The 26,931-nt window shown below is 68.5% G+C and carries 28 protein-coding genes; 14 read left to right on the top strand and 14 right to left on the bottom strand.

Going from position 1 to position 26,931, the window contains the following annotated elements:
* Positions 1–17 precede the first annotated feature (17 nt).
* From ACIA12_RS25245 to ACIA12_RS25235, 3 genes are all read left to right on the top strand, one after another.
* A complete protein-coding gene (locus tag ACIA12_RS25245; RefSeq protein ID WP_396369548.1) occupies positions 18–629 on the top strand; it encodes a transcriptional regulator in 612 nt (203 codons plus the stop codon).
* A complete protein-coding gene (locus tag ACIA12_RS25240) occupies positions 626–1,360 on the top strand; it encodes a hypothetical protein (protein WP_396369547.1) in 735 nt (244 codons plus the stop codon). The genes ACIA12_RS25245 and ACIA12_RS25240 overlap by 4 nt, the downstream gene beginning before the upstream one ends.
* A 100-nt stretch (positions 1,361–1,460) precedes the next feature.
* Positions 1,461–2,168 carry a hypothetical protein gene (locus ACIA12_RS25235; protein WP_396369546.1) on the top strand — a complete coding sequence of 236 codons (708 nt, stop codon included), beginning with the start codon at positions 1,461–1,463 and terminating at the stop codon, positions 2,166–2,168.
* Here ACIA12_RS25235 and ACIA12_RS25230 read toward each other — a convergent pair.
* Complete coding sequence (locus ACIA12_RS25230) at positions 2,161–2,904, bottom strand: ArsR/SmtB family transcription factor (RefSeq protein ID WP_396369545.1); 744 nt, start codon at positions 2,902–2,904, stop codon at positions 2,161–2,163. The genes ACIA12_RS25235 and ACIA12_RS25230 overlap by 8 nt on opposite strands.
* 64 nt (positions 2,905–2,968) lie before the next feature.
* Here ACIA12_RS25230 and ACIA12_RS25225 point away from each other — a divergent pair, with 64 nt between their 5' ends.
* Positions 2,969–4,159, top strand: a complete 1,191-nt coding sequence (locus ACIA12_RS25225; protein ID WP_396369544.1) for an MFS transporter — start codon at positions 2,969–2,971, stop codon at positions 4,157–4,159.
* Between the two features lie 84 nt (positions 4,160–4,243).
* On the opposite strand, the gene ACIA12_RS25220 is transcribed toward ACIA12_RS25225, so the two are convergent.
* Complete coding sequence (locus tag ACIA12_RS25220) at positions 4,244–5,935, bottom strand: serine/threonine-protein kinase (RefSeq protein ID WP_396369543.1); 1,692 nt, start codon at positions 5,933–5,935, stop codon at positions 4,244–4,246.
* Positions 5,936–6,029: 94 nt separating this feature from the next.
* On the opposite strand from ACIA12_RS25220, the gene ACIA12_RS25215 reads away from it, so the two are divergent.
* The 4 genes from ACIA12_RS25215 to dhaM all read left to right on the top strand — a co-directional run bounded on the left by ACIA12_RS25215 (position 6,030) and on the right by dhaM (position 10,916).
* A complete protein-coding gene (locus ACIA12_RS25215; RefSeq protein ID WP_396369542.1) occupies positions 6,030–6,590 on the top strand; it encodes an RNA polymerase sigma factor in 561 nt (186 codons plus the stop codon).
* Positions 6,591–6,644: 54 nt separating this feature from the next.
* On the top strand, positions 6,645–7,649 hold the full coding sequence (gene dhaK / locus ACIA12_RS25210; RefSeq protein ID WP_396369541.1) for a dihydroxyacetone kinase subunit DhaK: 1,005 nt from the start codon (positions 6,645–6,647) through the stop codon (positions 7,647–7,649).
* A 2-nt stretch (positions 7,650–7,651) separates the two neighbouring features.
* A complete protein-coding gene (gene dhaL, locus ACIA12_RS25205) occupies positions 7,652–8,272 on the top strand; it encodes a dihydroxyacetone kinase subunit DhaL (RefSeq protein ID WP_396370421.1) in 621 nt (206 codons plus the stop codon).
* A 106-nt stretch (positions 8,273–8,378) separates the two neighbouring features.
* Positions 8,379–10,916, top strand: coding sequence for a dihydroxyacetone kinase phosphoryl donor subunit DhaM (dhaM, locus tag ACIA12_RS25200; protein ID WP_396369540.1), 2,538 nt, complete (start codon positions 8,379–8,381; stop codon positions 10,914–10,916).
* Here dhaM and ACIA12_RS25195 read toward each other — a convergent pair.
* The 11 genes from ACIA12_RS25195 to purS all read right to left on the bottom strand — a co-directional run bounded on the left by ACIA12_RS25195 (position 10,907) and on the right by purS (position 20,622).
* Positions 10,907–11,542 carry a hypothetical protein gene (locus ACIA12_RS25195; RefSeq protein ID WP_396369539.1) on the bottom strand — a complete coding sequence of 212 codons (636 nt, stop codon included), beginning with the start codon at positions 11,540–11,542 and terminating at the stop codon, positions 10,907–10,909. The genes dhaM and ACIA12_RS25195 overlap by 10 nt on opposite strands.
* A complete protein-coding gene (locus tag ACIA12_RS25190) occupies positions 11,539–12,090 on the bottom strand; it encodes a GNAT family N-acetyltransferase (RefSeq protein WP_396369538.1) in 552 nt (183 codons plus the stop codon). The genes ACIA12_RS25195 and ACIA12_RS25190 overlap by 4 nt, the downstream gene beginning before the upstream one ends.
* 14 nt (positions 12,091–12,104) lie before the next feature.
* The gene (locus ACIA12_RS25185; protein WP_396369537.1) at positions 12,105–12,437 is read right to left on the bottom strand and encodes a YnfA family protein; all 333 of its coding nucleotides are present in this window, start codon (positions 12,435–12,437) and stop codon (positions 12,105–12,107) included.
* A gap of 10 nt (positions 12,438–12,447) precedes the next feature.
* Complete coding sequence (locus ACIA12_RS25180) at positions 12,448–13,221, bottom strand: hypothetical protein (protein WP_396369536.1); 774 nt, start codon at positions 13,219–13,221, stop codon at positions 12,448–12,450.
* The gene (locus tag ACIA12_RS25175; RefSeq protein WP_396369535.1) at positions 13,218–13,949 is read right to left on the bottom strand and encodes a DUF1707 domain-containing protein; all 732 of its coding nucleotides are present in this window, start codon (positions 13,947–13,949) and stop codon (positions 13,218–13,220) included. The genes ACIA12_RS25180 and ACIA12_RS25175 overlap by 4 nt, the downstream gene beginning before the upstream one ends.
* A gap of 154 nt (positions 13,950–14,103) precedes the next feature.
* Positions 14,104–14,601, bottom strand: coding sequence for a DUF1707 domain-containing protein (locus ACIA12_RS25170; protein WP_396369534.1), 498 nt, complete (start codon positions 14,599–14,601; stop codon positions 14,104–14,106).
* 60 nt (positions 14,602–14,661) lie between these two features.
* Entirely contained in the window at positions 14,662–15,354 is a 693-nt protein-coding gene (locus ACIA12_RS25165; RefSeq protein WP_396369533.1) for a tyrosine-protein phosphatase, read from the bottom strand.
* 1 nt (position 15,355) lies between these two features.
* Positions 15,356–17,617 (bottom strand): phosphoribosylformylglycinamidine synthase subunit PurL, encoded by a 2,262-nt coding sequence (gene purL, locus ACIA12_RS25160; RefSeq protein WP_396369532.1) that lies wholly within the window; start codon positions 17,615–17,617, stop codon positions 15,356–15,358.
* A complete protein-coding gene (locus ACIA12_RS25155) occupies positions 17,595–19,700 on the bottom strand; it encodes a hypothetical protein (RefSeq protein WP_396369531.1) in 2,106 nt (701 codons plus the stop codon). Before ACIA12_RS25155 ends, purL begins: the two co-directional genes overlap by 23 nt.
* Entirely contained in the window at positions 19,700–20,371 is a 672-nt protein-coding gene (purQ, locus tag ACIA12_RS25150; RefSeq protein WP_363814249.1) for a phosphoribosylformylglycinamidine synthase subunit PurQ, read from the bottom strand. The genes ACIA12_RS25155 and purQ overlap by 1 nt, the downstream gene beginning before the upstream one ends.
* Positions 20,368–20,622, bottom strand: coding sequence for a phosphoribosylformylglycinamidine synthase subunit PurS (purS, locus tag ACIA12_RS25145; protein WP_363814251.1), 255 nt, complete (start codon positions 20,620–20,622; stop codon positions 20,368–20,370). The genes purQ and purS overlap by 4 nt, the downstream gene beginning before the upstream one ends.
* 113 nt (positions 20,623–20,735) lie before the next feature.
* Here purS and ACIA12_RS25140 point away from each other — a divergent pair, with 113 nt between their 5' ends.
* The 5 genes from ACIA12_RS25140 to ACIA12_RS25120 all read left to right on the top strand — a co-directional run bounded on the left by ACIA12_RS25140 (position 20,736) and on the right by ACIA12_RS25120 (position 24,468).
* A complete protein-coding gene (locus ACIA12_RS25140; RefSeq protein WP_396369530.1) occupies positions 20,736–21,257 on the top strand; it encodes a PadR family transcriptional regulator in 522 nt (173 codons plus the stop codon).
* The gene (locus ACIA12_RS25135; RefSeq protein ID WP_396369529.1) at positions 21,254–21,928 is read left to right on the top strand and encodes an ABC transporter ATP-binding protein; all 675 of its coding nucleotides are present in this window, start codon (positions 21,254–21,256) and stop codon (positions 21,926–21,928) included. Before ACIA12_RS25140 ends, ACIA12_RS25135 begins: the two co-directional genes overlap by 4 nt.
* A complete protein-coding gene (locus tag ACIA12_RS25130; protein ID WP_396369528.1) occupies positions 21,925–23,295 on the top strand; it encodes a hypothetical protein in 1,371 nt (456 codons plus the stop codon). The genes ACIA12_RS25135 and ACIA12_RS25130 overlap by 4 nt, the downstream gene beginning before the upstream one ends.
* A complete protein-coding gene (locus ACIA12_RS25125; RefSeq protein WP_396369527.1) occupies positions 23,295–23,915 on the top strand; it encodes a CDP-alcohol phosphatidyltransferase family protein in 621 nt (206 codons plus the stop codon). The genes ACIA12_RS25130 and ACIA12_RS25125 overlap by 1 nt, the downstream gene beginning before the upstream one ends.
* Before the next feature lie 64 nt (positions 23,916–23,979).
* Positions 23,980–24,468 carry a hypothetical protein gene (locus ACIA12_RS25120; protein ID WP_396369526.1) on the top strand — a complete coding sequence of 163 codons (489 nt, stop codon included), beginning with the start codon at positions 23,980–23,982 and terminating at the stop codon, positions 24,466–24,468.
* On the opposite strand, the gene ACIA12_RS25115 is transcribed toward ACIA12_RS25120, so the two are convergent.
* Positions 24,465–26,030, bottom strand: coding sequence for a tannase/feruloyl esterase family alpha/beta hydrolase (locus ACIA12_RS25115; protein ID WP_396369525.1), 1,566 nt, complete (start codon positions 26,028–26,030; stop codon positions 24,465–24,467). The genes ACIA12_RS25120 and ACIA12_RS25115 overlap by 4 nt on opposite strands.
* 51 nt (positions 26,031–26,081) lie before the next feature.
* Here ACIA12_RS25115 and ACIA12_RS25110 point away from each other — a divergent pair, with 51 nt between their 5' ends.
* Positions 26,082–26,930 (top strand): helix-turn-helix transcriptional regulator, encoded by an 849-nt coding sequence (locus ACIA12_RS25110; RefSeq protein WP_396369524.1) that lies wholly within the window; start codon positions 26,082–26,084, stop codon positions 26,928–26,930.
* The last annotated feature ends 1 nt before the right edge of the window (position 26,931 follow it).

Genomic DNA, 26,931 nt, shown 5'->3' with positions numbered 1-26,931 from the left:
CCTGAGAAGATAGCGAGGTGCCCGAGACCACCCGTGCCCTGCTGACCGCGCAGGCAGCCGCCTGGCAGCGGATCCTGGACCACCCGTTCGTCTCCCGGACCTCCGCCGGTTCGTTGCCCAAGGCCACCTTCGACCGGTGGATCGCCGAGGACTACTTCTTCGTCCGGTCGTTCCACCGGTACCTCGAAGCGCTGGCCGCAGCGGCACCCGACGACGAGGCCAGGAAGGTGCTCGCGGGTGGCCTGGCCGCGCTCGTACCGGAGCTCGCGCTGTTCGAGGCGGCCGCGGCCGAGCGGGGTGTCGACCTTTCCACCGAGCCGTCGTTGCTGAACCTGGGCTACTCGGCGTACCTGTTCACCTCGGTCGCAGAGGGCTGGCCGGTCGGGATCACCGTGCTCTATGCGGTCGAGAAGGCGTACTACGACGCTTGGGCGTCGGTGCGCGACACGACAGGGCCGGATACGCAGTACGCCGGATTCATCGCGAACTGGTCGTCGCCGGAGTTCGCGGCGTACGTCGAACAGCTGGCCGGCCTGGTCGACCGAGAACCGCTGACCCCGGCCATGACGCTGGCCTTCGACCGGGTCCTGCGCTTCGAGCTCGCCTTCTGGGACTTGGTGCACGGATGAAGACTCCGGTCCTGGTGAGCGGCATCGTGCTGCTTGCGCTCATCGGCGCCGCCGGTGGCTACCTGGGCGGCCAACGGTTCGACGGGCGGGTGACAGCCGGCGGGTACGCCGGGCCGCTGCCTGGCGACGTGGCCACCGCCCCGACTCCGGGACCGACCCCTTCGTCCACACCGTCGATCCCGTTGATCCGCAAGACGCCGCAGCCGAACCCGCTCGAGGCGCTGAACCTCGACGACCTCGAGTTCAAGACGCGGAACTTCACCGTCACCGGGGACGTGGCCGGCCAGGTGAAGCTGTCGATCCGGGTGCCGGCCGGCTGGACTCTCACGCCGAACAAGGACAAGACCAGCGAGGTCAAGTTCCTCGACCCCAGCGGCGAGCGGGCGGTCCGGGTCGAGTCCGCGCTGTACCCCGACAAGTCGGTGAAGCAGGCGATGGAGGACGTGCTGACCAACGTCCAGTCCAGCCAGCCGTACCAGAACTTCGTCGACCCGCTGTTCCAGGGCACCGGCCAGGTCAAGGACGACGACGGCACCCTGCGCCAGGTGGCGACGCTGGTCTACACGTACATCCCGGGCGCGACCTCGCGCTACGTCATCGTCCGCTTCGTCGCGACCGGCGGCGGCGACACGGCCACCATCTCGATGAGCGTCACCGGTCTGCCGAAGGAGCAGAAGGTGCTGGAGAAGATCCTCGCCGAGGCCACCGCCTCGGTCCGCGTCCGAGACTGATCCTCACCGCCCGATCGGGCACCGGGAATTTAGTTGGCAACCTTTTGGCGGTCTACGGTGTCCTAGACGTATCGGGGGCGGACCGTGAGGAGGGGTGGGCGTGGCCGGAAGGGGTGTCGGACGCGCGCTGCTCGGTTCCGGCCTGCTCGCAGTCACCCTGCTCGGGGGAGCAGGTGGCTACGGGCTCGGGCTGGTGACGACTGGGCAGCAGGCATCCGCCGGTACGGCGGCCGTGCCGCTGCCCGGTGAAGCCGCGAACTCTCCTTCGATGCCGTCCACGCCGCCGCGGAAGCTCCGCCGGGACAACAGTGAGCCGTTGCAGGCCGAGGACATCCACTACAAGACGCGCAGCTTCGACGTGACCAGCGCGGTCAGGTCCCACGTCAGCGTGCGGGTGCCCGGCAACTGGGAGATGATCCTGCTCGACCCGGTGAAGGACATGAAGTTCAACGAGCCCCAGCGCAGGCGCGCGGTCCGGGTGCAGGGCGGCTTCAAGATCACCCGGCCGCCGGCTGCCTCGATGGCGGTCCGGATCAGCCAGTTCAAGGCTCTCTCGGCGGACAAGATGGTCTCGGTGCTGTCCCACGGCGTCGACAAGGCGACCAAGAACGCGACCTTGACCTACAACTACGCCGACCCCGACAACAACACCCTCAAGCTCGGCATGATCCGCTGGCTCGCCGACGACGAGGGACTCTGCATGCTCGAGATCGCCGTCACCGGTCTGCCGCAGGACAAGTCCGCGCTGGCCGACATCCTCGACCACGCGTCCGAGTCGGCCACCCGCTCGGACTCACCAGTCAGCTGAGGGGCAGGAGTTCGGTCAGGCGTTGTTCGCCTGTAGGAGTGAGGGTGACTGCGCGCGGGTAGGCGCGGCGTTCGAGCCAGTCGCGGTCCAGCAGGCTGTTGGTGACTGCCGCGCCCAGGCGGCCGGCCAGATGGTGCTTCTGCTCGCTCCAGTCGACGCAGCAGCGCAGAAGGCGGCGAGGCGAGGTGCTGTCGGTCAGATCGATGCCTAGGGCATCGAATACCTCGGGAGCGGCCGGGCCGAGTGCGTAGGGGCAGTCGGGCAACTGCTTGGCCAGGGGGTCGTCGGGACGTCGTTCTGCACCGGAGCCACCGTCTGTGCGGATGAGGGCAGTACGGCGTACAAGGGCTTCCAGCAGTTCGACGCCGAGGCGGCCTGCTAGGTGGTCGTAGCAGGTACGGGCTTCGCGGAGTGCGGCGGCGCGGGTGCTCTGGCGGAGGGACTTGACCGGCTGCGGCTTGGAGATCCTGGCTACTGCTTCCACTGCGGCCGCTACTTCTGGTCCAGCCAGCCGGTAGTACCTATGACGGCCCGACTGCTCGACGTCGAGCAGCCCACCGTCGAGCAGCTTGCGCAGGTGGGAGCTGATCGTCTGGGGCGCTACGCCTGCCTCGGTGGCGAGTAGAGAGGCTGGTAAGGCGCGTCCGTCGGCCAGGGCCATCAGCACCTTCGCACGGGCCGGCTCGGCCAGCAGTGCGGCTGTACTGGCCACATCGGCGTCTCCGATGTGCTCCATAGGTCCATGGTGGCACCGCGATACTTCGGGCTGGGTCGTAGTGTTTCGCGGCGAGGGTGGAGCCATGGTGCTCGCGGTGCTCTGTGTCGGGATCTTCCTGATCCAGCTCGACGTGACGGTCGTCAATGTCGCCTTGCCTGCCGTGCGGATGGATCTGCAGACCGGGCTTGCGGGGCAGCAGTGGGTCGTGGACAGCTACATGCTCGCGCTGGCGGGCCTGCTGCTGCTCTGCGGGATGCTGGGTGATCGCATCGGCCACCGGAGGGTCGTACTGGCCGGCTTGAGTGTGTTCGGCCTGGCCTCCCTTGCTTGCGGCGCAGCACCTTCCATCGGGCTACTGGTCGCTTGGCGCGCGGTCCAAGGCGTCGGTGCTGCCCTACTGCTCCCAGGCACGCTGGCCCTCATCACCAGCCTGTACTCCGATGCTGCAGCGCGTGCCCGAGCGATGGGGCTCTGGGCCGGTGCTGGGGCGCTGGCCCTTCCCTCTGGGCCGCTACTCGGTGGAGCTCTGGTCAATGCACTTGGTTGGCGTGCGGTGTTCCTCGTCAACCTGCCGGTGATCGCAGTGGCGCTGCCTGTCGCGTACCGGCTGATCCCGTCGGCTAGGCAGCCTGTCAGTCACCTGCGGCGGCCGCGGCTGACAGTTGGGTTCTTGGGGAGCAACCTGGTCGCCGGGCTGATGAACCTGGTGGGGCTCGGGACAGTGCTGGTGATGACGCTCTACCTGCAGGAGCGGCTGGGGCACAGTGCTCTGCGGGCCGGTCTGGAGATGCTGCCGCTGTTCGTTCCGCTGGCGGTGCTGGGTCCGGTGGCGGGGCGGGTGACGGCTCGAGTCGGGCCGCGGCTGCCCATGAGCGTGGGGCTGCTTCTGGGCGGTCTCGGGTCGGTCTGCTTGCTGTTGGTGGGGGCGCATAGCGGGTACGCGGCCGTAGTACCGGTGGAGCTTGGGCTGGGGTTGGGGATGGGCTTCTTGACCGCTGCGGTGGTCAGTGCGGCGATCGGGTCGCTGCCGCCGCAGTACGCGGGGCTGGCGAGTGGGGTGAACAACACGGCGCGGCAGGCCGTCGGGGCGCTCGGGATCGGCCTCTACGGGGCCGTGGCCGGTCGGCCCACGGATGAGGGCTTCATCCGTGGGCTGCATCAGCTGGCGTGGATCGGGGCCGGGCTTTGGCTGCTCGGGCTCGTGGTCACCTGGGTGACCGTCGAGTCAGCAGGCGTCGACAGGCCAGATGGTGCGGAAGATCGCCGAGCGTAGGCGGTAGAAGCGGCGGCGGCTCGACTGGACCAGAGCGGGGGACGGACGGAGTCGCTCGGCGACGACAACTCTCACGGGGATCCTTCAGCTGGAATAGGTGACCGACCGGGCCACCTCGATGGCCTTGTCGCGCTCGGCTCCAGGCACCTGGACCTGGATGAGGAGCGAGTTGCCATTCCCCGTGCTGACTACTCGCTGGAGCAGCGTAGTGCTGTTTCCGCAATTCTCCGAAATCTGGTCCAGGTAGGTCTTCGTGCCGTCGGCGGATGGTGTGAGCGGGCCGACCGTGGTGCAGCCGTACTTCTTCGGGTCCGGCAAGATCTTCTCCGGCGCGAAGGGGTCGGCCAGCACGCCGATGAAGACGCCCGGGGTGTCGTTGCCCGGCGTGCCCCACTGGGTGTCCTTGCTGACCAGCAGAGCCTGCCGCTCTGCCTTGGCGCCCGGCGGCGTCCAGCTCCCGCTGGAGACCACGCCCATCCAGTTGCGCGGCGCCCGGACCGAGAAATGGTCCTTGGTGATCTGCGCGAACCCGCTCCTCGTCTCCAGATAACGCTGAACTCCGAACCCGGCACCGGCCCCCAGCACCAACGCCAACACAGCAGCCACCACCCACCGCCCACGCCGACGCCGAGGCGCCGGAGCGGACGTTGCGGGAGAGGTCGAGGAATCGCTGGAGGTCGAGGCGGCCGCAGTGGTGGCGGTTCCAGTGGCTGCGGCGGTGGTACCGGCTCCAGCGGTTGGCGCGGTGGCTCCGGCAGTGGTTGCCTCGGCAACTTCGGTGTCGGCGATCGAGTTGCCTGCGGCGTCGGCTGCGACCGTCGTCGTACCGGTTTTGATGACGGTTGGGGCGTTGGACTCGCTCAGGGCGGTCTTCTCGCCGACCTCGGTCTCGTCTGTGGCGGAGACCGAACCGGCCGACGAGGTGCTCAGTGCAATCGTCGCCAGCGCGGCAACCGGCGTACCGACCGAGGCGCCGGCGACGAAGCTCTGGGTGGTTTCGTCGAGGCCGCCGACCAGTTCTCGGGTGAAGGACTCGATGTCGGGCCAGCGCTTTTCGCGGTCCGGGTCGAGGGCGCGGACGATTGCCGCGTCGACCCGATCCGGCACGGTGAAGCCGAGTGAGCTGGGTGGCGGGGCTGCCTTGACCCGGCCGGCGGCACCGAGGCCGTCCACCTGATGCGGCGACCTGCCAGTCAACGCTGCGTAGGCGACGGCACCCAGCGAGTACTGGTCTGCGCGCTGGTCGAGCCGCTCCCCCATCGCTTGCTCGGGTGCGACGTACGACGGAGTCCCGCCGGGCATGGTGATCCTCGACACCTCGTCGAGCGACTTGCCGAGGCCCAGGTCGGACAGTACGGCCCGTTCACCGTCGTCGTCGGTACTACGGAAGAGCACGTTGGCCGGCTTCACGTCACGGTGCAGCAGCCCACGCCGGTGCAGGGCCTGCAGCCCGCGCCCGACCTGGACGATGACCCCGATGGCCGGCTCCAGCGCGAGCGGCTCCTTCTTGAGCCGGTCCGCCAGCGTGCCGCGGTCGGCGTACGTGAGTACCAGGAACGGCCTGCCGTCCTCCAGCTCCCCCACGTCGTGGACCTGGACGACGTGCTCGGACTCGACCCGGCGCAGGAACCGCCCCTCCTCGAGGAAGCGGCGGCGGACCGAGTCGTCATGCGCCCAGTTGTCCGCCAGCACCTTGACCGCCACCTCGGCGTCAAGTTGCTCGTCGTGCGCGAGCCATACGGTGGCGAAACCGCCTGAGCCCAGGCGGCGGCGCACGACGTACCGGCCTAGTCTGGATGGGACCCCCATACAAGGCATTATGGTGCACGCGGAGTCCTACGCCCTGAGGACCAAGACAACGAAGGCGCAGATGAGCGAAAGCAGCAGCCCGACCGATGAACTGGCCGTCCTGGCCGAGCGTGCCGCCGAAGGCGACAAGAACGCCATGGACGACCTGCTCAGACTGGTCTACCCGCGCGTCCTGCGGATCTGCCGCAGCGTGCTGCCGTACTCCGCCGACGCCGAGGACGCGGCGCAGGAGGCGCTGCTCAACGTCGCCACCAAGATCCACACGTACTCCGGCCGCAGCAGCTTCTCGACCTGGGTCCACTCGGTCGCGGCGAACTCGGCCCGCTCGACCTACCGCAAGCTGAAGCGGACCGCCCAGGCGGCGCACAACCCCGAGCAGATGGACAAGCCGGACCCACGGACCACCAGCGTCATCGCCGGTACCCGCCTGGACCTCCTGGAAGCCCTGGAGACCCTCGAGCGCGACCGCCCACAGATGGTGACCCCGCTGGTACTACGAGACGTCTACGGCCTCTCCTACGAGGAGATCGCCAAGGAGGTCGGCGCCCCGCTGGGCACGATCAAGTCCCGCATCCACGACGCCCGCGAGGTCGTCCGGCCGCTGTTGCGCCCGAAGGACTGAACTGAGTCGCCCAGGGGACTCCCCTGGGCGGGCTGGTTGTGCTCAGATGGGCTCATGAAGAAGCTCATCAACGACCCTGCCGATGTTGTGAGTGAAGCGCTGCGTGGGATGGCCGCGGCGCACCCGGATCGCCTGCGGGTCGATCTGGAGAATCGGATCGTCTACCGCAAGGACGCGCCCAGAGCCGGGAAGGTCGGGCTGATCTCCGGTGGCGGGTCTGGGCATGAGCCACTGCATGGTGGGTTCGTCGGGCTCGGGATGCTGGACGCGGCCTGTGCTGGTGAGGTGTTCACCTCGCCGGTGCCGGACCAGATGATGGCCGCGACGAAGGCCGTCGACGCGGGTGCCGGCGTACTGCACATCGTGAAGAACTACACCGGCGACGTGATGAACTTCGAGATGGCCGCCGAGCTCGCCGCGGCGGACGCCGGTACCGAAGTACTGTCCGTCGTCACCGACGACGATGTCGCGGTGCAGGACAGCCTCTACACGGCCGGGCGTCGCGGTGTCGGCGTGACCGTGCTGCTGGAGAAGATCGTCGGCGCCGCGGCCGAGGAAGGCATGCCGCTGCAGCAGGTCGCCGATCTGGCCAAGCGGGTCAACGACAACGGCCGCAGCATGGGCATGGCGCTGACCTCGTGCACCGTACCGGCCGCCGGCAAGCCAACCTTCGAGCTGGCCGAGAACGAGATGGAGGTCGGCATCGGCATCCACGGCGAACCCGGCCGGAAACGGTTGCCGCTGGCACCTGCTCGTGACATCGCTGCCTTGCTCGTCGATCCGGTACTGTCGGATCTTCCTTACCAGCAAGGCGATTCGGTGATTGCCTTCGTCAACGGCATGGGAGGTACTCCGCTGCTCGAGCTCTACCTGATGTACAACGAGGTGCAGCAGTTGCTGGACCGCGCCGGGATCACGGTCGCACGATCGCTGGTCGGCAACTACATCACCTCACTCGAGATGGCCGGTTGCTCGGTCACCCTGCTGAAGGTGGACGACGAACTGGTACGCCTCTGGGACGCACCGGTGAACACCCCCGGCCTACGCTGGGGCGCGTGAGCATGGGAGTGGAGAACTTCGCCAACTGGATGCGGGACGCCGCGGGTGTGTTTCACGAGAATGCGGCGTATCTGACCGAGCTGGACTCGGCGATCGGGGACGCGGACCACGGGAGCAACATGGATCGTGGGTTCGCTGCCGTTGTCGCGGTTCTGGATGAGAGCAGCTTTTCTTCGGTTGACGAGCTGATGAAGAAGGCTGGGATGACGCTGGTCAGCAAGGTCGGCGGGGCGAGCGGGCCGTTGTACGGGACGTTCTTCTTGCGTTTCGGGGCGGCGCTGGCCGGGGCAGAGATCACGGTCGCGAGTGTTGGCGAGGCGTTGAAGGCTGGCGTCGGCGGGATTCTGGCGCGGGGCAAGGCGGAATTGGGCGACAAGACGATGTACGACGCCTGGGCGCCGGCGCTGGAGGCGTACGACTCAGCGGTTGCCGGGGGCGCCGATCTTGGTGGAGCGCTCGCGGCGGCGGCTGAGGCGGCTGCGAAGGGGCGGGACGCTACGACTCCGTTGGTGGCACGCAAGGGCCGGGCAAGCTACCTCGGCGAACGCAGCGCGGGGCATCAGGATCCGGGCGCGACCAGTACGACGCTCCTGCTGGAGTCGGCCGCACGCACGCTGGCATGATGCCCGGTGTCGGGCCGGCTGCAGGATCAGCCCGGGAGCGGTCGGGCGACTCGCGCAGCCAGCGGAGCGGAGCGGGACGTGCGAGTGCTCCTGGAGTGGTGAGCTCGTGATCGGGATTGTGGTTGTTTCGCACAGTCGGGCGCTGGCTGAGGCGGCTGTTGGGTTGGCGTCGGAGATGGTTGCTGAGGGCAGCCGGCCGGTGATCGCGGTGGCGGCCGGGCTGGATGAGACGACGTTCGGGACGGATGCGGCGGCGGTTGCTGAGGCGATCGGGGTTGCGGACAGCGCCGACGGCGTTCTGGTGTTGCTTGATCTGGGTAGTGCGGTGCTCAGTGCTGAGCTGGCGTTGGAGTTCGTGGATCCTGAGGTTGCTGGGCGGGTGAAGTTATCCAGCGCGCCTTTGGTGGAAGGACTTGTGGCGGCGGTGGTGACGGCGTCGACCGGGGCGACGCTGGATGCGGTAGTGGCTGAGGCTTCGCGGGGGCTGGCTGGGAAGCAGGATCATCTGGGCGATGCTGTCGCCGATGAGCCGGTGGTTGCTGAGGGCAATAGTTTTGTGGAAGTTGTGGTGGGGAACGAGCACGGGTTGCATGCGCGGCCTGCGGCGAAGGTGGTCGGGGTTGCTCAGCGGTTCCAGGCGCAGGTGAGGTTGACGAATCTGACGACGGGGAAGGGCCCGGTCGACGCCGGCAGTCTGAGCATGGTGGCGACCCTCAACGTCCAGCAGGGCCATCGATTGCGGATCAGCGCCAGCGGCCCCGAGGCGGACGCCGCAGTGGCAGCCCTGGGCGCATTGGCTGACCGCGACTTCGACGACCCACCGTCGACAACATCGGCTACCGCAGGCGCAGCGGATGCCACGGGCACAGGCGGTGCGGCGGGTGCGGGCGGCGCGGGCCGGGGGCGGAGTGGGTCCGGTTTGGATGTTGCTGTCGGGACGGCGATCGTTGCGGATCAAGAGGTTGAGCTGAGCGGGTACCAGGCGGGTGATGTTGACGCTGAGCGGCAGCGGGCGCAGGACGCCCTGCGGGTGGCCGAGGAGCAGTTGAGGGAACTGCGGGATCAGACGGCGAAGACGGTCGGTACTGCGGAGGCGTCGATCTTCGATGCACAGTTGGCTTTGCTCGGCGACGTGGTGGTGCAGGACGCGGTCTTCCGGGCGATCACACAAGGCGAAGACAAGAGCGCTCCAGACGCATGGAAGGCGGCGTTGGACGCGGTCGCGGCGGACTTCGAGGCGCTGGACGATCCGTACCAACGCGAGCGCGCCCAAGACGTCCGCAGCGTCCGCAACCGCGTACTACGCGCGCTGGTTGGCCAGGACGAGCCCGCGACTGCCGGCGCGGCTGACAACAGGGCAGCTGACGACGGAGCGGCGAGTACCGGAGCAGCCGACGACGCAGCAGCCAGCACCGGAGCAGCCGACGGCGGAGCCTCCAGTGGTGGGGCGGCTGGTGGGGTGTTGGTGGTGCGGGAGTTGGATGCGGGTACTGCTGCGGCGGTTGATGCTGAGCGGGTCGTCGGGATCGCGGTGCGGGCGGCTGGTACTACGGGGCACGGCGTGATTGTGGCTCGGTCGCGGGGGATTCCGGTGATTACTGGGATCGGGGATGTGGAGGTACCGGACGGGGCGTTGGTGGGGTTTGATGCTCGGGCTCACGAGTTCGTCGTCGAGCCGGGCGATGGTGGGGAGCGGTTGCGGGGCGTCGTACGGGAGCGGACTGCTGAGCGGGAAGCGGCGTTGGTGGCGGCTGAGCAGGCCGCGGTGACGCTCGACGGGCGGACGATCGAGGTGCTCGCCAACGTTGGGTCGGTGCAGGATGCGGTGGATGCGCGTGGGGCCGACGGGGCGGGGCTGGTGCGGACTGAGGTGCTGTTCGGGGAGTGGCGGGTTGCGCCGACTGTTGACGAGCAGGTCGAGGCGTTCCGGGCGATCGCAGCAGCCCTGCAAGGCAAGCCGATCACGATCCGGACCTGGGATGTCGGGGGTGACAAGCCGCTCGCCTTCCTCCCCCAGGATCGAGAGACGAACCCGTTCCTCGGCGAACGCGGGATCCGGGTGTTCCGTCGGCGGCCGGAGTTGCTGCGCGATCAGCTGACGGCGATCTGCCAGGTGGCTGCAGAGACCCCGGTACAGGTGATGTTCCCGATGGTCACGACGGCCGAAGAGGTCGCCTGGGCCCGTGCCGAGCTGGCCGAGCTGAATCCGCCTGCGACGTTGAAGGTCGGCATCATGGTCGAGGTCCCGGCGGCCGCGCTCCGGATCGCGACGTTGGCTGACGGCCTGGACTTCGTCAGCATCGGCACCAACGACCTCACCCAGTACACAACAGCCTCCGACCGCGGCAACAGCGCCGTCGCCGCCCTCGCAGACGGCCTCGACCCCGCAGTCCTCCAACTGATCGACCACGTGGTCCGTGGCGTACCGAATGGCGCCGAGGTAGCCGTCTGCGGCGACCTGGCAAGCGACCCAGACGCCGCGGTCCTACTAGTCGGCCTAGGCGTCCACGAACTGAGCGCTGTCGGCCCACAGGTACCGACGGTGAAGGCCCGTCTTCGCCAGATCGATCTGGCAAAAGCCGCCACGCTGGCCGCCGCGGCTCTCGCATTACCCAGCGCGACAGCTGTCAGGAATCAGCTGTAGTAGCGGAGTTCCACGATGTTGAAGCCGCTGGTGCGGGACTGCTTCGGCGGGAGGGTGTAGGCGTCGCCGGGCTGGAGGTAGGTGACGTCTGGGGTGTTGAGGTCGAGGTCGGCGATCAGGGTTGGGTGGGCGCCGGTGTTCCAGGTGTAGGTTTCGCCTGCGTCGGGGGTGATGTGGATGACCTGTACGTCGGTGTCGTCGACGACCACCTTGGTGGGGAGTTCGCCGGGTTCGGAGAAGCGGCCGACGCCTTCGCCGGGGGCGTAGGGCTCGCCGGAGGCTTCCTCGCCGAGGTCGAGGAGTTCGATCAGGCGGTTGAGGTACGGCGCGTCGCCGTCGTTGGTGAGCATGTGGACCGGGGAGACCGGGCGGTAGACCGAGCCACCGACGGTCTCGCTGAGTTCGCGGGGCGCGCTGCCGTCGAGCCAGTCCATGTGGCAGGGCGACGTCGACAGGCAGAGGACGACGTACGGGTTGTGGTGCAGGTGCCAGGCCTGGGCTTCACCGGGTGCGAGGGAGACCTCCCAGACGCGGACGCGGGAATTCTCCAGCAGTACCCGGGTACCGATCTCGCCGAGCACGACCTCGGTGCCGTCGGGGGCCTGGGCGGTGGTACCTGCGGTCATCGTTTGTCTCCAATGTGATCGACTGGGCGTTCCATCGCGACGCCGCCGAGCACGACGCCGTCGGGCATCGTCAGGTCGGCGGCCTCGACCTCGGTGAAGCCGAACGACTTGTACAGCGGTACGCCGGGCAGCGTCGACATCAGCGCCAGCTGGCTGAACCCCGCGGCGCGGGCCGCGTCGACGCAGGCGGTCAGGATGGCCCGGCCGAGCCCGCGCCGGGTCCAGTCGCCGCGGACGAACATCGCCCGGATCCGGGCCGGCTCGGTGGCCGGGTCGAGCAACCTGTCGTCGGCGCCGGCCGCCGATCCGTTGAAGAGTTTGTTGCGCCGGCTCCAGCCACCGCACGCGACGATCTCGCCGCCGGCCTCGTGCACGTAGTAGGTGCCGTCCTCGATCAGCGCGAGGTCGAGCCCGGCGATGTGTACCTCGGCGCTCGCTACCTGTACCTGGTCGTAGTACGCCGGGAAGAGGCTGCGCACGGACGCCCGCATCAACTCCGTGATGGCAGGCGCGTCCGCAGGCACGGCAAGTCGCAGCAACGGCTCCACCACCCTAGGCTATTTCAGCCGCGCGGCGCGTACATGATCAGCCCTACCCCGGCGAGACAGACGACCGCGCCGGCCACATCCCACCGATCCGGGCGGAACCCGTCGAGCACCATCCCCCAGGCGAGCGAACCGGCCACGAACACCCCGCCGTACGCCGCCAGGATCCGGCCGAAATGCGCGTCCGGCTGCAAGGTCGCCACGAACCCATAGGCGCCCAAGGCAACCATTCCGCCGAGCACCCACAACACTCCCCGATGCTCCCTGATCCCCTGCCACACCAGCCAGGCCCCACCGATCTCAGCCACCGCCGCCACTCCGAACAACCCGATCGAACGCAGAACGGTCATACCTCGCAGGTTAGGCGATGTGGTTGAGCACAGACCGGATCAGAATCACCAGCAGCACCACCAATAAGATCCATCCGGCCGGGGTGAGCTGAATCCAGGGGACGTCTTCCTGCGGCTCCATCGCCGGCGGCTCTTCATCCGGTGGCGGCACGACCACTTCGATTGCCGTCGGATTGCGTGCCAGCTCTTGCAGCACTTCGCTGACTCCGACCAGCTTCTTCCGGCCCGCCGCGGTCAGTCCGTACTTCGGCCGGCCGACGTCCTGCGGCAGCTTGACCGCCAGGGACTCCCAGATCAGCCGATCCAGCAGCCGCCCGGCCGCATGCTCGGAGAGACCCAGCTTCGACGCCACCTGATCCCGGGTCAGCGGGCCGGGCATCAACGCGTTCAGCGCTGAGCGTCGTACTGCATCGTCAGCCGTACCTTCCTCGGGGGAAGGGGGCACCTGGGACGAGCTGACGCCGCCTGCCTTCCGCGGCTTCCTCGCAGGTCGCGGCGGCGGCGCAACGGCGATCCGACGGAAGCTCGCCACCTGGTCCGACAGCATCTGATTGGGCAACAAGCCCGCGGTGAGCTGCCGCGCCTCCGCCAGACCGCGCGCGGTCAGCCCGTACTCCGGTCTGCTGCGACCTCCCGGCACCTTGCCCACCAGCGACTTGCGGATCAACGAGTTGATCACCCGGCCTGCCTGATGCTCAGGAAGTTGCAGGTACGACGCGACCCGGTCGCGGGTTGTCGGGCCGGCGGCGAGTACCACCAGCACCACTTGCTCGTCGGGGGTCATTTGCGGCGGGACCAGGACAGGGCGAGGTACGACCAGAGCACCGCGCCGCCCATGAAGATCACCCCGACCACGGTGTCGTCGACCTCGAACGGTCCGTCCAGCAACAACAGCCCGATCAGGAAGAACGGCACCGACATCGCGACGAGGATCCCGGACACCGTCCGGCGCCAGGCCGGAATCGGCTCCGGCTCTGGCGGCGGGGGTTCGGAGATACCGGGGGTGCGGCCGAGCACGGGCAGCTGGAGGCCCTCGAAGACCTGGCCGAGGTCAGCTCGGGTCGACGCGGCGTACAGCAGGCTGGTCCGTTCGTTGAACTCATCCATCGTGAGCCTGCCGTGGGCATGCTCCTCGGCCAACGCGGACGAGCAGTCAGACCGGTCTTGGTCGGTCAGCCGCAGTCGGGGCTCCCGGAGCTTCGCCGCCGGCTGCCGAACGCGCCGGACACGACCGGCCGCCCGTCGCATCGGTGGTGGCGGACCAGGCACGGTGTTCTCCCGCACCCGCATCATCCGCAGGTACCGGTCGTTCCCGGCCGGCCGGGCCGCCGCGACGAGCTCCCGCGCCTTCGATCGCCCTGCGCGAGTCAGCTCGTACTGCGTCCGCTCACCGAACCGCTGCAGCCTCCCCACCAGCGAGTCGCCGATCAGCGCCGCCAGCAGCCGCCCGGCCGTGTCTTCGGGGACCAACGCGTCCGAGGCCACCTGATCGAGGGTGAGCGGTCCGTCCATCAGAACCACCAGAACCGCGTTCCTGTCAGCACTCACGTCTCGCCCCCAGCCTCCGCCACCCACCCCAGGTCGGCACCTTGACCAGTTTTCCAGCTCAGACGGTCATCCGGCCGATAACAGTTCTGCCGGTTGCTGCAATCCGGGTGGGTGAAATCTAGGTCCGGCGGGACTTGCGGGTGGGAGCCTTGGCCCAGCGCCACATCACGGCGACCCAGGCCAGGGCCGGCACGCCGAAGATGGCGGCGGCGATTTCGCGGCCGAAGACCAAGAAGACCAGGCCGGTCAGGAAGAACGGCAGGGCCAGCCAGACGGCGCCGATGAACGCGGCCCACCGCCAGCGCCCGGGCTGACGTGGTTTCGGCGCGTAGAGAGCGGGTTGCGGCAGGCCGTGGAAGGCGGGCTGGAGGTCGGCGTGGGTGACGGCTTCGTTGACGATGTCGACCCGGCGATGGAGTTCCAGCTCGTCCAGGCGGCCGATCGCGAACTGCTCGGAAAGCTCGTCGATGACGAGGTGGCGTTCTTCGTCGGTCAGCCGGAGCGGTTGCATGCGGCGGCGCGCAGCGACAGCGCGGGCCTCCTGGCTCGCGGCCGCGGCGTAGCCTGCCAGGTTCGCCAGGTCAGCCCGCGGACGGCCCTTGTACCTATCGGTCATCCTCACCCCCACTCCTTCTTCCCGAGTGTGCCAGTCCCGAGGGCAACACCCAACCAGAAGTCAGGCGAGCAAGCGGTCCCGGAGGTGGTCGAGCTGTTCGAAGGTCAGGCCGCTGTTGGTGAGGTAGCCCGCGACATCGGTCGACCCGAGGAACGCGACCATCGCCAGGCACGCGTCGGCGCAATGCGCCTCGAGGGCCGAGTCGCTGAGCGGTGTCTCGCCGGCTTCGGGGTGCTCCGCGTAGTACGCGTTCATCGTCCGTACGGCGAGCTCGTAGTCGTCGAGGATGTCCGCCACCGGCGTCCCCACCAGGCTGAGCAGCATCGCGATGATCATGCCGGTACGGTCCTTGCCGGCCTTGCAATGCACCAGTACGCCGCCGGGCGGGGCGTCCGCGATCCGGGCGAACACGGACGTGATCAGCCCGGGCCAGCGGCGGAGCGCCTCCCCGTAGTACGCCGGGCTGTCCAGCCGCTCACCCCACACCGCCATGAACTCGGCGTCGTCCTGGTCCTCGACCGGATGGTGGTGCACGACGTCGAGCACCCGTACTTCGAGCCGCTCGTAGTCGTTCCGCAGGTCGATCACGGTACCGACGCCCGCCTCAGCCAGTTGCTTCCAGCCGGCGTCAGTCAGCAGGTCAGGCCGCGCGGACCGATAGACCCGCCCCGGCTGGATCGTCCCCGACCCAGCCGGCAGTCCACCGAGATCCCGCGCGTTGACCGCGCCGTCCCAGTCGAGGTCGCGGCTCACGTCAGCCAAGAGCGGCCGGCAGCGTCGCGGACCAGGTGGTGCGAAGGTCCGTGAGCGAGACCTCGAACTGGTCCTGCACGTCGAGGGATTCGCCGGTGACGACGCCGATCTTGGTGTGCGGAAAGCGGCGGGCGGTGCACATGTCGGTGAAGCGGACCTCTTCGGTGCGCGGGACTGCGACGACCGCGCGACCCGAGGATTCGGCGAAGAGGAAGAGGAACGGGTCGAGACCGTCCGGCGCCCAGACGCGGGCGCCGACGCCGCCACGAAGGGCTGACTCGACCAGTACCTGGGCAACGCCACCGTCGCTGACGTCGTGGGCGGCGTCGATCAGCCCGTCGCGGGACGCGTTGATGAGGATGTCCGCGAGCTGCTGCTCATGGGCCAGGTCGACCGCCGGCGGACGTCCGCCGAGGTGACCGTGGATGACGTGCGCCCACTCCGAGCCCGACAGCTCCTCCTCGGTCTCGCCGAGCAGGTAGAGCTGGTGGCCCTCCATCTCGGCGGTGAATCCGATCGGGGTCCGCCGCGTCACATCGTCGATGACACCCAGTACGCCGACCACCGGCGTCGGCAGGATCGGGGTCTCACCGGTCTGGTTGTAGAACGACACGTTGCCGCCGGTGACCGGGATGCCCAGCTCGATGCAGCCGTCGACCAGGCCGCGGATGGCCTCGGTGAACTGCCACATCACGCCCGGGTCTTCCGGCGAGCCGAAGTTCAGGCAGTCGGTGACCGCAGCCGGACGGGCGCCGGTGGTGGCGACGTTGCGGTACGACTCGGCCAGCGCGAGCTTGGCGCCCGTGTACGGGTCGAGCTTGGCGAAGCGGCCGTTGCAGTCGGTGGAGACCGCGACGCCGAGGCCGCTCGTCTCGTCGACCCGGATCATCCCGCTGTCCTCGGGCTGCGCCAGCACCGAGTTGCCGAGCACGTACCGGTCGTACTGGTCCGTCACCCACGACTTGTCGCACAGGTTGGGCGAAGCAATCAAACGAAGCAGCGTGTCCCGCAGCTCCTCGCCACTGGTTGCCCGGGGCAACTTCTCGGCGCCGTCGGCCTGCAGTTCGTCCTGCCAGGCCGGGCGCGCGTACGGACGCTCGTAGACCGGCCCGTCGTGCGCGACGGTCCGCGGCGGTACGTCGACCACGCGCTCGCCGTGCCAATCGATCTGCAGCAGCCCGGTGTCGGTGACCTCACCGATCACGTCCGCCTGCACATCCCACTTCTCGCAGATCTTCAGGAACTGCTCGACATTCTCCGGCGTGACGACCGCCATCATCCGTTCCTGCGACTCGCTCATCAGAATCTCTTCCGGAGCAAGCGATGCGTCGCGCAGCGGCACCTTGTCGAGCGAGACGTGCATGCCGCCGTCGCCCGCGCTCGCCAGCTCCGACGTCGCACACGAAAGCCCCGCGCCACCGAGGTCCTGGATGCCCTCGACGATCCGGGCCGCGAACAGCTCGAGCGTGCACTCGATCAGCAGCTTCTCCATGAACGGGTCGCCGACCTGTACTGCGGGACGCTTGGTCGGCCCACCATCCGCGAAGGTCTCGGACGCCAGTACCGAGACGCCGCCGATCCCGTCGCCGCCGGTCTTGGCGCCGTACAGGATGATCTGGTTGCCGACGCCGGTCGCGTTGGCCAGGTGCAGGTCCTCGTGCCGCATGACGCCGACGCAGAGCGCGTTGACCAGCGGGTTGCCCAGGTAGGTCGCGTCGAAGACGACCTCGCCGCCGATGTTCGGCAGGCCGAGGCTGTTGCCGTAGCCGCCGACACCGGAGACGATGCCGGGCAGCACGCGCTTGGTGTCCGGCGCGTCCAGCGGGCCGAACCGCAGCGGGTCCATCACCGCGACCGGGCGGGCGCCCATCGCCAGGATGTCGCGGACGATGCCGCCGACCCCGGTCGCCGCGCCCTGGTACGGCTCGACGTACGACGGGTGGTTGTGCGACTCGACCTTGAAGGTGACCGCGTAGCCCTCGCCGATGTCGATCACACCGGCGTTCTCGCCGATGCCCGCGAGCATCTTGCCGGCCGGCGTCTCCTGCGGGATCTCACCGAAGCGCTTGAGGTGCACCTTGGACGACTTGTAGGAGCAGTGCTCGCTCCACATCACCGAGTACATCGCCAGCTCGCAGCTGGTCGGCCGCCGCTTCAGGATGTCGCGGATCCGCTGGTACTCGTCCGGCTTCAGCCCGAGCTCCGCCCACGGCTGCTCCACGTCCGGCGTACTGGTCGCGTTACTGACGGTGTCGGTCGACACTTTGTGACTCCTGAACTAGGTGGGACTCGGGTACAACGCTACTGGCCAGCAGGTGGGCCACCAGCAAGGGCAGGGTGAAGCCGGCCATGATCGCGGGCAGGGCGACCCCGGCGTCGTTCAGCAACATGCCGACCAGACCACAGGTCGACAGGGCGAGCAGGGTTGGTCGGACCATCGGCCGGCTGGCATAGAAGGTGCGGTAGCTCCCGAACGGGACCTTGTCCGGCCGGATGGTCGCCAGCATCGCCAGCACCACTCCGGCGAGCATGAACCAGCCCGCCGGGGTGTGGAAGAAGCCGAGGGACATCTGCAGCTTGCGGATCAGGATGTCGCCGACATCACCGTCGAGCAGCCGGGCCACGAAGGTGCCGAAGTGGCTGCGCTGATCCTCCGGCCGCAGGTAGTCGAGGAAGGCGACAGCTGACACCGCGACCGCTCCCGCGACCCCGACACCGATCAGTGCCTTGAGGGAGATGCTGCCGCGCCAGGCCAGCCACGCAAGCAGCAGCACCGCCGGGGTCAGCGCGATGATGCCGCCGAAGTCGGTGCCCCAGCCGGGCTTGCCGTCCACGATGATCGCGAGGCCGCCGATCGCCAGTACTGCGAGCGCCGCCTTCACTCGGCTCTGGCCTTGGTCGAGCAGCCTCTGCGCGGCCCAGCCGGCCATGACGAGTGCGGCGACAGCAAGAGTCGCGAAGGTCGAGTTACCGAAGCCGTAGAAGCGTCCGCCGATCACCGGTCCGTCGGCGAACATGCTGCCGAACTGCAGCGGTGTGCCGAGCACTCCGTCCACCAGCAGGATCAGGTACGCCGCCGCCAGGATGCCCAGCGCGGCCCATTGCTTCAGCACGACCCGAGCTATGGCTGCGAAGGCCGCGCTGATGGCCAGCACTACGAGGTACAGGGAAAGCCCGGGCGACGGCCAGCGCCACCAGACGGTCGCGGTGGACAGAAAGACCGCGATGAAGAACCCGCCTTGGGCAAGCAACGTGAATTCGCTCGTACTCCGGGCCCGCCGGCTCCGCGTCTTGAGAAACCACCCGAGCGCGATCAACTGCGCCGCAAGCAAGGTCATCGCGACGGCGATCAGCATCGGCCGCGGATGCTCGAACCGCTCGTTGGTGTCGAGCCGGTCCTCGATCACCGCCGCCGAGTCGGTGTGCCGGTCGCCGTCGACAGCAAGCTGGTTGCCGTCGAGCGGGCCGGGCTGCTCCTCGCCGGCCGGGTCGAGCTCCTTGCCGACGCCGCGGAGCACGGTCGCGGTCACGTCGGTGAGCTGGATCAGGCCAGGGCGTCGAGTGGAGTCACTGGTCAGCCAGCGCGGACCGTCGGCCGGCGGGAACTGCATCGCCACCAAGGGCTCCTGGTGCGCGTTGGCGGTCTCCTGGCTGACACCGACGAGCAGCACCCAGGCGACCTGCGAGGCAGCCTTTGCCTGCTGCACCACTCCGGCGACCCGTTCGAGTGCCTCGGCGCGGCCCTCACGCAGTGGCAATGCGCCGGCGTCGATGATCGCGTCGCTGCAGTACGTGCCACCGAGCCAGCCTCGGTCGAGGGCGGCCTGCCAGTTGCTCAACGTTCCGTCGACCCAGTTGCTCACCGTTCCGTCGACCGCCGCGGTCGCGATCGCGCCGCCCGGGCCGAAGCTGCAGACCCGCTCGCGGCTGGCGGTCAGCCGGCCCAGCGGAGCACCGGTGTGGTGCTCGGCCTGGCGGTCGACGTAGGTCTGCCAGTTCTGGATCTTGCCGTCGGCCACCGCGGGCAGTTCGCCGCAGGGCTGGTCCGGGACGCTGCCCCAGGCGCGGGTACCGGCGCTGATCGTCAGCCAGCCGTCGATCGGGCAGGTGTGCGGGCCGGCCGTCTTCACGGTGATCGAGCCGACGTTCGCCTGGCCGACCAGCGCGGTCAGCCCGGGCGACGCCTTGACGTCGTTCCAGCTCAGCCCGGGCACACCGATCACAATCACCTTGGCCGGCTCACTCAGCGCCGGCCCGGCCGCATTCGCCATACCGGTTGCCGCAGTGAGGGAGATGAGGAGGGCGGCGGCACAGAACAGCAGCCGCCGCGCTCCACTGAACTTCATCAGGAGGCGACTACGGCCTTCAGGACCGAGGTGAAGAAGCCGAGGCCGTCGGTGCTCGGGCCGGTCAGGGTCTCGACGCAGTGCTCGGGGTGCGGCATCAGGCCGACCACGTTGCCGCGCTCGTTGCTGATCCCGGCGATGTCGCGGTACGAACCGTTCGGGTTGTCGTCCAGGTAGCGGGCGACGACCAGGCCCTCACCCTCGAGCCGGTCCAGGGTGGCCTCGTCGGCGACGAAGCCACCGTCCTGGTTCTTCAGCACGATGGTGATCTCGTGGTTCGCGTCGTAGTCGCTTGTCCAGGCGGTGCGGTTGTTCTCGATCCGCAGCGGCTGGTCCTTGCAGATGAACTTGCGGTGGTTGTTCTTGATCAGCGCGCCCGGCAGCAAGTGCGACTCGCAGAGCACCTGGAAGCCGTTGCAGATGCCGAGCACCGGCAGGCCCTCACCGGCCTTCTTGATGATGGTCTCCATCACCGGCGCGAACCGGGAGATGGCGCCGGCCCGCAGGTAGTCGCCGTACGAGAAGCCACCCGGCAGGACGACCGCGTCGACCCCGTGCAGGTCCGCGTCGCCGTGCCAGAGCGCGACCGCTTCGGCGCCGGCGACGGCTGCCGCCCGGCGGGCATCGGCGTCGTCCAGCGAGCCGGGGAAGGTGACGACCCCGATCTTCACTGCGCGTCGGCTTCCACGTGGAGGGTGTAGTCCTCGATCACCGGGTTGGCCAGCAGCGTGTCGGCTGCCTTGCGGATCTCGGCGACCTGTTCCTCGGTCGCCTCACCGTCCAGGGTGATCTCGAAGCGCTTGCCCTGACGCACATCGGCCACGCCGTCGAAGCCGAGCCGGCCGAACGCGCCGTGCACCGCCTTGCCCTGCGGGTCGAGGATCTCGGGCTTGAGCATGACGTCGACGACAACGCGAGCCACTGAAACTCCTGGTTCGGACCGGGGATGACGCCTGAATCCTACCGACCGCCGCCCGATCTGCCCGCATCGGCGACTATTCACTCAGTACATACATCGTGTGTATAGTCGTCTCCATGGCAACCGCGGAGCTTGTTCTGGGCCTGCTGGCCGACGGCCCGGCGCACGGGTACGACGTGAAGCGCGGCCACGACGCCTGGTTCCCGGACAACCGGCCGCTGGCGTTCGGGCAGGTCTATACGACGCTCGGCCGGCTGGCCCGCGACGGCCTGGCCGAGGTGGTTGACCGTGGCTCCGAGGGCGGACCCGAGCGGACGGTCTACGCGATCACCGACAAGGGCCGCAAGCACCTCGCCGACTGGCTGCTCGATCCGGTACCACCGGCCTGGGGCAGTGCCGACGAGATGCTCCGCAAGCTGGTGGCCGCCGTACGGACCGGCGGCGACCCGACCGAGTTCCTGGCCAGGCAGCGGGCCAGCCACCTGCGGCGGATCCGCGAACTCAACGCCACACCGGCCGGGGACGACGCCACCTCACCACTGGTCCGGGAGTACACGGTCGCCCATCTCGACGCCGACCTGCGCTGGCTCGACAGCGTCATGGAGCGCATCACCGAGCAGAAGGAGCCCCGCCGATGACTGCACTGGAACTGCGTGACGTCGAGTACAGCTACCGCCGCAACGTCGCCCTGCGTGGCGTAACCCTCACAGTCGCACCGGGCGAGGTAGTCGCGATCACGGGAGCCAGTGGCGGCGGCAAGTCCACCCTGCTGCACTGCGCGGCCGGCATCCTCCAGCCTGACAGCGGAACGGTCGCGATCGATGGGCAAGACCTGTCGGCGCTGACCGAGGAGGAGCGGAGCAGGTACCGGCGCAGCCGAATCGGTGTGGTCCTGCAGTTCGGCCAACTCGTCCCGGACCTGTCGCTGGCCGACAACGTCGCGCTGCCGCTGCTACTGGACGGCCACAGCCGCCAAGCGGCACGGACGTCGGCTATCGAGTGGCTCGACCAGGTAGGGGTCGCCGACGAGGCAGAGGCCACTCCGGCCGAGCTGTCGGGAGGGCAGACCCAACGAGCTGCGGTTGCCCGGGCGCTGATCACCGATCCGGCCGTCGTACTGGCTGATGAGCCCACCGGGAGCCTGGACAGCCGGGCCGGCCAGGAGCTGCTCGACGTACTGCTCAAGGCGACCCGTGACCGGGGCGCCGCGCTCGTGATGGTCACCCACGACAACCTGATCGCCGCAGTCGCCGACCGCGAGGTCCGGATCCGCGACGGCGTGATCCAGCACGAAGTGAGGCTCACATGAAGCTCTCGACGGCCATCCAGCTCTCCCGCTCCCGCACTCCGGCCGACCGCAGCAGAATCCGGCTGGCCACCGTCGCAGTCGGGTTGTCCGGTGCACTGGTGATCAGCGCCGTCCGGATCGGGCGCCTCGGCCCCGGCGACCTGCCGAAGGCCACTTACAGCAACTACCTGGCCGAGGAAGGCCTCCGGAACGGCGTTGTCACAGTGTTCGTGATCCTGGCCGTAATGGCGGGAGGGCTGGCCGCTCAAGCATTGCGGATCGGCGTAGCGGCTCGCGAGCGACGATTGACCGCCGTACGGCTGGCAGGCGGAACCCCGAGGCAGATCAAGCAGTTGGGCGGGGTGGACGCCGCACTGGCCGGACTTGCGGGTGGCCTGCTGGCAGCTCCGATCTACCTGGCCTTGAGCTTGGTGTTCGCCGCGCTGCCACGGATGGCGAGGCTGCTGCCCGGAGCCGATCTGTTAGATCTACCGGTCTGGGTGGCCTGCGCACTGTTCACCACAGCAGTCGCGGCGGTGACCGGTTGGTCTTTGACCATCGATCGCAGCCCGGCCGAGCCGAAGCCGTACCCCAATGGACTACGGCTGGCGATAGCCCTCGTAACGATCCTGCTGGCGCTGCTCTTGATCACCGGGCCGTTCGGCATCGGCTATGCCCTTGTCCTGCTCGTACTCCCGGTCTTCGCCTTGCTGGGCGGCTCCCGGCTGACGGTCGGCGTCGGGCGGCGGCTCACCCGGTCGTCCGCACCACTCAACGTGCTCGCGGGAGCACGGCTGATCGCAGACTCACGCCCGACCGGCCGGATGAGCACCTTGCTCGGCTGCTGTGGCCTGGTGGTCGGATTCCTGGCGAGCAACATCCTGGACCTGATCGTGAGACCGATCCCGCTCGACGAGGATCTCCGCCAGCACCTCGGTCGGGTACCGGTGGAGTCGACCAATGCGGATTTCTATCTGACCGGCTTCGCCTTCGCGGCAGTCGGTCTGGGGCTGATCGTGGCGACTGCCTTCACCGTCCTGCTCGTCGGCCTGACCGACCAGCTCGTCGACCACCGTCGGCAGCTCGCCTGCCTGACCGCGTTCGGGGTCGATGCCCGGTTCCTCCGCCAGGTGCTCGAACGGCAACTCGCGGTCGCCGCCTGTCCCGCGCTCGCGGTCGGCTTGTTCTTCGGCTTCCTGATGGGTCCCGCCATCAGCTTCCAGGGGTTGAGCAGAGGCGTCTTCGGGCCACTGCTGGTGGCCGTGAGCGGCTTGTTGCTGGCCACAGTCGGGGCCGGCCTCGGGCTCTTCGGAGCCCACCTGGCGGGGTACGTACTGCGGAATCACGTCCAGGACGCGTTGGCACCCGAGAACCTCCGGGCCGCCTGATGAGCACCGCGGCGATGGTCGTGCACAAGCCCGGCCTGCTGCTCGGGCTGCCCAACCGGATCACGCTGGTCCGGACCGTACTGGCGATGCTGATCGCGACGGTGGCCTTCGCGACCGGCGAGCTGGCCTGGCTGATCGCCGGCTATGCGGCGTACTGGATCGGCGACATCGCCGACGGCGCGGTCGCACGGCATCGCGACGAGGAGACGATCGCGGGCGCCGTCTTCGACATCGTCTGCGACCGGGCCTGCTGCTTCCTGCTCGCCGCCGCGTTCATGGCCACCTATCCGGCGGTGATCGGGCCGCTGGCGATCTTCCTGATCCAGTTCGGGGTGCTCGACACGATGCTGTCGCTGGCCTTCCTGCTCTGGCCCGACTGCATCAGCCCGAACTACTTCTACCGGATCGACCGGCACATCTACCGCTGGAACTGGTCCAAGGTCGCCAAGGCACTGAACACCGGAGCCGTCGTGGTGTCGCTGCTGATCGCCTCCTGGATCGACGCCGCCTGGCTCCCCTACGAGGTGGCGCTCGCGGGCGTCGTGGTCAAGGTGGTGTCGCTGGAACGGCTGGTCGCGATCGTGCGGGACCGGCGGCCCGCAGTACCGGCTGTGGTGTAGATGACAGAGCGGGGTGGTGCTAAGTCCCGTGCCGGGGGCCGGGATGGGACATAGCCTCGGGAACATGTGGGTGTGGCAACTGCTGCTGGCGATCGGATTCGGGATCGGATCCGCGGTCATCCCTGTGCTGAACGCCGAGGTCTACGTGCTCGGGGTCGGTGCCTCCGGCAAGCTTGATCCGGTGGTCGCCGCGATCGGGGTGTCGATCGGGCAGACGATCGGCAAGGTGGCGATGTTCCTGGCGGTGCGGTACCGGCCGGGCTACGCGGCGAAGAAGGGCAAGGCACCCAAGCCGGTCGACCTCGAGACCCGCCGCGGCCGCTTCGTCCAGTGGAACCGCGATGTCAGCAAGCGCCTGCTCGACGCGCTCAGCGACCGGCGTTGGGGCATCCCGGTCACGCTGCTGAGCTCGTCGGTCGGTATCCCACCCCTGTACGGAGTGGCGCTGATAGCGGGCGCGAGCCGGATGGGCGTGGTCACGTTCTCCCTGTCCGTCCTGGCCGGCCGCGCCGCCCGCTTCATCACCCTTGCCCTGGGTGTCAGCCTCTTCTAGCTACAGCGGTAACTGCTTGCCTGCTTGGGGTCGCCGTAGCCCTTGTACTTCGAAACGCTCGGGTAAGCGCACAGGTCGCGGTGCTCGGTGCCGTCGAGGGATGCCGCCGGCAACGTGGCAGGTGCCTGCCCCTGCTCGACCCACTTGACCAGCGAAGCCAGCGGATCGGTCGGCGTGATGCCACCGCCGCAGTGACCAGCTCCCGGCGCCAGGAAGAGGCGGTAGAAGTCGTTCACCCGAGCACTGCCGCCCATTTCGCGCTCTACTCGCTTGCGGTAGTCGACAGTGCCCAGTGCGGGGATCAGCGCGTCCGAGAGCCCGTGCCAGGAAAGCAGCTTGCCACCGGAGCGCCGGAAGGCTGACAGGTCCGGGTCGTCGCTACCGATGACCTGGTTGTACTGCGCCTGCGACTGCCGGAACAGCTTGGCGTACTGGCGATAGGTGAGCTTGCTCGTGTCGAACGCAGGATCCAGCTTCAGGAAGTCGCGCACCCAGCTGTCCGGTACTACGAACGGCACCGCCTTCCCGTCCGCCGTAGCGGCCAGCCCGTCGAACGACGAACCGCGGGTCAACCCGTACCAGAGCCCACGCGGCCCGTCCCAGATCTTGCGGACGACCCGGGCATCGGCAGCAGTGATCGTGACCGGCTTGCCATCGCAGAGCACCGTCTTGCCGACCAGCCGCTCCGGCGCCCACGTGCACTTCTGCGGTTGGTCGATGACACCGTTGACCACGCCATCCTTCGCGTCACAGGCCTTGACCGCGGCGTCGTTGAACGCGTCGAACACGCACTTGGTGGGGTAGTTGTGCTCCTGGTTCATCACCACGGCCGGCCAGATTGCGGCCACACCCCAGCGGTCCCAGTTCACAGCAGGGGACTGGGCGAGGATGCCGTCGAAGTCGTCCGGGTGCTGTTGCGCCTCGATGTACCCCTGGCGGCCACCGGTCGAACAGCCGGTCCAGTAGGAGTAGTTGGCGGCATGTCCGTAGTACTGGTTGGTGACGGCCTTGCCGACGGTCGCCAGGTCGTGCAGGGAGCGGGAGGCGAAGTTCAGCAGCAGGGCCTGGTTGACCTTGCCGTCCTTGAGTGCCCAGGCGTCCGCGGTGAACGGGGACGGGCCCACGCCGGCGTCGGTGGAGGCAACGGCGTACCCGGCCTTGACTGCGTTCACCCACGGGATGCCGAACTCACCGGCCTGGTAGGCGCTACCGCCGAGCGCCTGGAACCTGCCGTTCCAGCCGGTCTTGGGCAGCCACACCACGGTCTTGACGTGGTCTCCCGCCCCTGGGTGGCTGAGCTGGACAGTGACCTCGCAGTACGCCGGTACGCCGGTGACCGGGCCACTCGGGAAGGGCGGGTTGGGCGGGATGACGACCGTGCCGCCGGGCTGGTCGACGCCGGTCAGTGAGTCGATGCGGACACCCTGCGGCGCCTTGATGGAGACAGTGGAGCAGGTGGTGGCGGTACTGGCTGCGGTGGTGGTCGCGGCTGAGCTGCCGGACAGCGGCATCAGCGCGGCCAGCGGGACAACCGCCGCCAAGATGGTGAGGATTCGTTTCATGACCCCAACCACACCAATCGGCGACGGCGGCAACCAGGGATACTTTGTCCTGTGATCCAGCCCACTCTGAACCGGGCACTGCTCGCAGACTTCCTGCGGACCCGCCGGGAGCAACTCCAGCCGGAGGACGTCGGCCTGCCGCGCACCCGCCGCCGCAGGTCCGATGGGCTACGGCGGGAAGAGGTCGCCGAGTTGGCCGGGATCTCCACCGACTACTACAGCCGCATGGAGCAGCAGCGCGGTCCGCGGCCGTCGGAGCAGTTGCTCAACGCGCTGGGAGAGGCTCTGCGGCTGACGGAGGACGAGCGGAACCACCTGTTCCGGATCGCCGGGTATCCCAACCCTCCGCAGTACCTGCACGACCGCCCCGCCGACAACCTCGTGCGGGTGATGCGCCAGCTCGAACACACGCCGGCCCAGATCTGCAGTCACCTCGGCCAGACGCTCGTCCAGAATCGGTTGGCGGTCGCGGTCTTCGGGGATCACTCCCGATTCCGGGGCTTTCGGCGGTACTGGGCGTATCGGTGGTTCCTCGAACCTGACGAGCGCGAGCTCTACGCTGCGCAGGACCATGGGGTGATCGGCCGGGCGATCGTGGCGGAGGTGCTCGCGACGCACGGCGCCGATCCGTCAGCGGCGGAGGCGGGTGCGCTGGTCAACACGTTGGTGGGCAAGAGTTCTGAGTTCGCGGAGGTCTGGGCCGAGCACCCGGTCTTCGCGCAGGACTGGCCGCGGCTGCACCTGAACCATCCGGACGTGGGCGCGCTGGAGCTGAACAGCGACTTCGTCGTCGACGCGGACCGGTCGCAGTTCCTGGCCGTCTTCACCGCCGATCCGGATGGCGCCGACGAGCAGAAACTGCGCGCGCTGGCCAAGCTCAGCGACGACTTTGTCTGGTGAG

The organism is Kribbella sp. NPDC051620 (assembly GCF_044453825.1).
In the GTDB taxonomy this organism is placed as follows: domain Bacteria; phylum Actinomycetota; class Actinomycetes; order Propionibacteriales; family Kribbellaceae; genus Kribbella.
The sequence above is the reverse complement of the archived record's forward strand: the minus strand, read 5'-3'. Positions and strand labels throughout refer to the sequence as shown.

What these genes read in the sequence shown, in the direction of transcription:
- ACIA12_RS25240 (WP_396369547.1), top strand. Translation starts at nt 626, where the DNA reads ATGAAGACTCCGGTCCTGGTGAGCGGCATCGTGCTGCTTGCGCTCATC.
- ACIA12_RS25230 (WP_396369545.1), bottom strand. Translation starts at nt 2,904, where the DNA reads ATGGAGCACATCGGAGACGCCGATGTGGCCAGTACAGCCGCACTGCTG.
- ACIA12_RS25225 (WP_396369544.1), top strand. Translation starts at nt 2,969, where the DNA reads ATGGTGCTCGCGGTGCTCTGTGTCGGGATCTTCCTGATCCAGCTCGAC.
- ACIA12_RS25215 (WP_396369542.1), top strand. Translation starts at nt 6,030, where the DNA reads ATGAGCGAAAGCAGCAGCCCGACCGATGAACTGGCCGTCCTGGCCGAG.
- dhaK (WP_396369541.1), top strand. Translation starts at nt 6,645, where the DNA reads ATGAAGAAGCTCATCAACGACCCTGCCGATGTTGTGAGTGAAGCGCTG.
- dhaL (WP_396370421.1), top strand. Translation starts at nt 7,652, where the DNA reads ATGGGAGTGGAGAACTTCGCCAACTGGATGCGGGACGCCGCGGGTGTG.
- ACIA12_RS25195 (WP_396369539.1), bottom strand. Translation starts at nt 11,542, where the DNA reads ATGACCGCAGGTACCACCGCCCAGGCCCCCGACGGCACCGAGGTCGTG.
- ACIA12_RS25185 (WP_396369537.1), bottom strand. Translation starts at nt 12,437, where the DNA reads ATGACCGTTCTGCGTTCGATCGGGTTGTTCGGAGTGGCGGCGGTGGCT.
- ACIA12_RS25180 (WP_396369536.1), bottom strand. Translation starts at nt 13,221, where the DNA reads ATGACCCCCGACGAGCAAGTGGTGCTGGTGGTACTCGCCGCCGGCCCG.
- ACIA12_RS25175 (WP_396369535.1), bottom strand. Translation starts at nt 13,949, where the DNA reads ATGGACGGACCGCTCACCCTCGATCAGGTGGCCTCGGACGCGTTGGTC.
- ACIA12_RS25170 (WP_396369534.1), bottom strand. Translation starts at nt 14,601, where the DNA reads ATGACCGATAGGTACAAGGGCCGTCCGCGGGCTGACCTGGCGAACCTG.
- ACIA12_RS25155 (WP_396369531.1), bottom strand. Translation starts at nt 19,700, where the DNA reads ATGAAGTTCAGTGGAGCGCGGCGGCTGCTGTTCTGTGCCGCCGCCCTC.
- ACIA12_RS25140 (WP_396369530.1), top strand. Translation starts at nt 20,736, where the DNA reads ATGGCAACCGCGGAGCTTGTTCTGGGCCTGCTGGCCGACGGCCCGGCG.
- ACIA12_RS25135 (WP_396369529.1), top strand. Translation starts at nt 21,254, where the DNA reads ATGACTGCACTGGAACTGCGTGACGTCGAGTACAGCTACCGCCGCAAC.
- ACIA12_RS25130 (WP_396369528.1), top strand. Translation starts at nt 21,925, where the DNA reads ATGAAGCTCTCGACGGCCATCCAGCTCTCCCGCTCCCGCACTCCGGCC.
- ACIA12_RS25125 (WP_396369527.1), top strand. Translation starts at nt 23,295, where the DNA reads ATGAGCACCGCGGCGATGGTCGTGCACAAGCCCGGCCTGCTGCTCGGG.
- ACIA12_RS25120 (WP_396369526.1), top strand. Translation starts at nt 23,980, where the DNA reads ATGTGGGTGTGGCAACTGCTGCTGGCGATCGGATTCGGGATCGGATCC.
- ACIA12_RS25115 (WP_396369525.1), bottom strand. Translation starts at nt 26,030, where the DNA reads ATGAAACGAATCCTCACCATCTTGGCGGCGGTTGTCCCGCTGGCCGCG.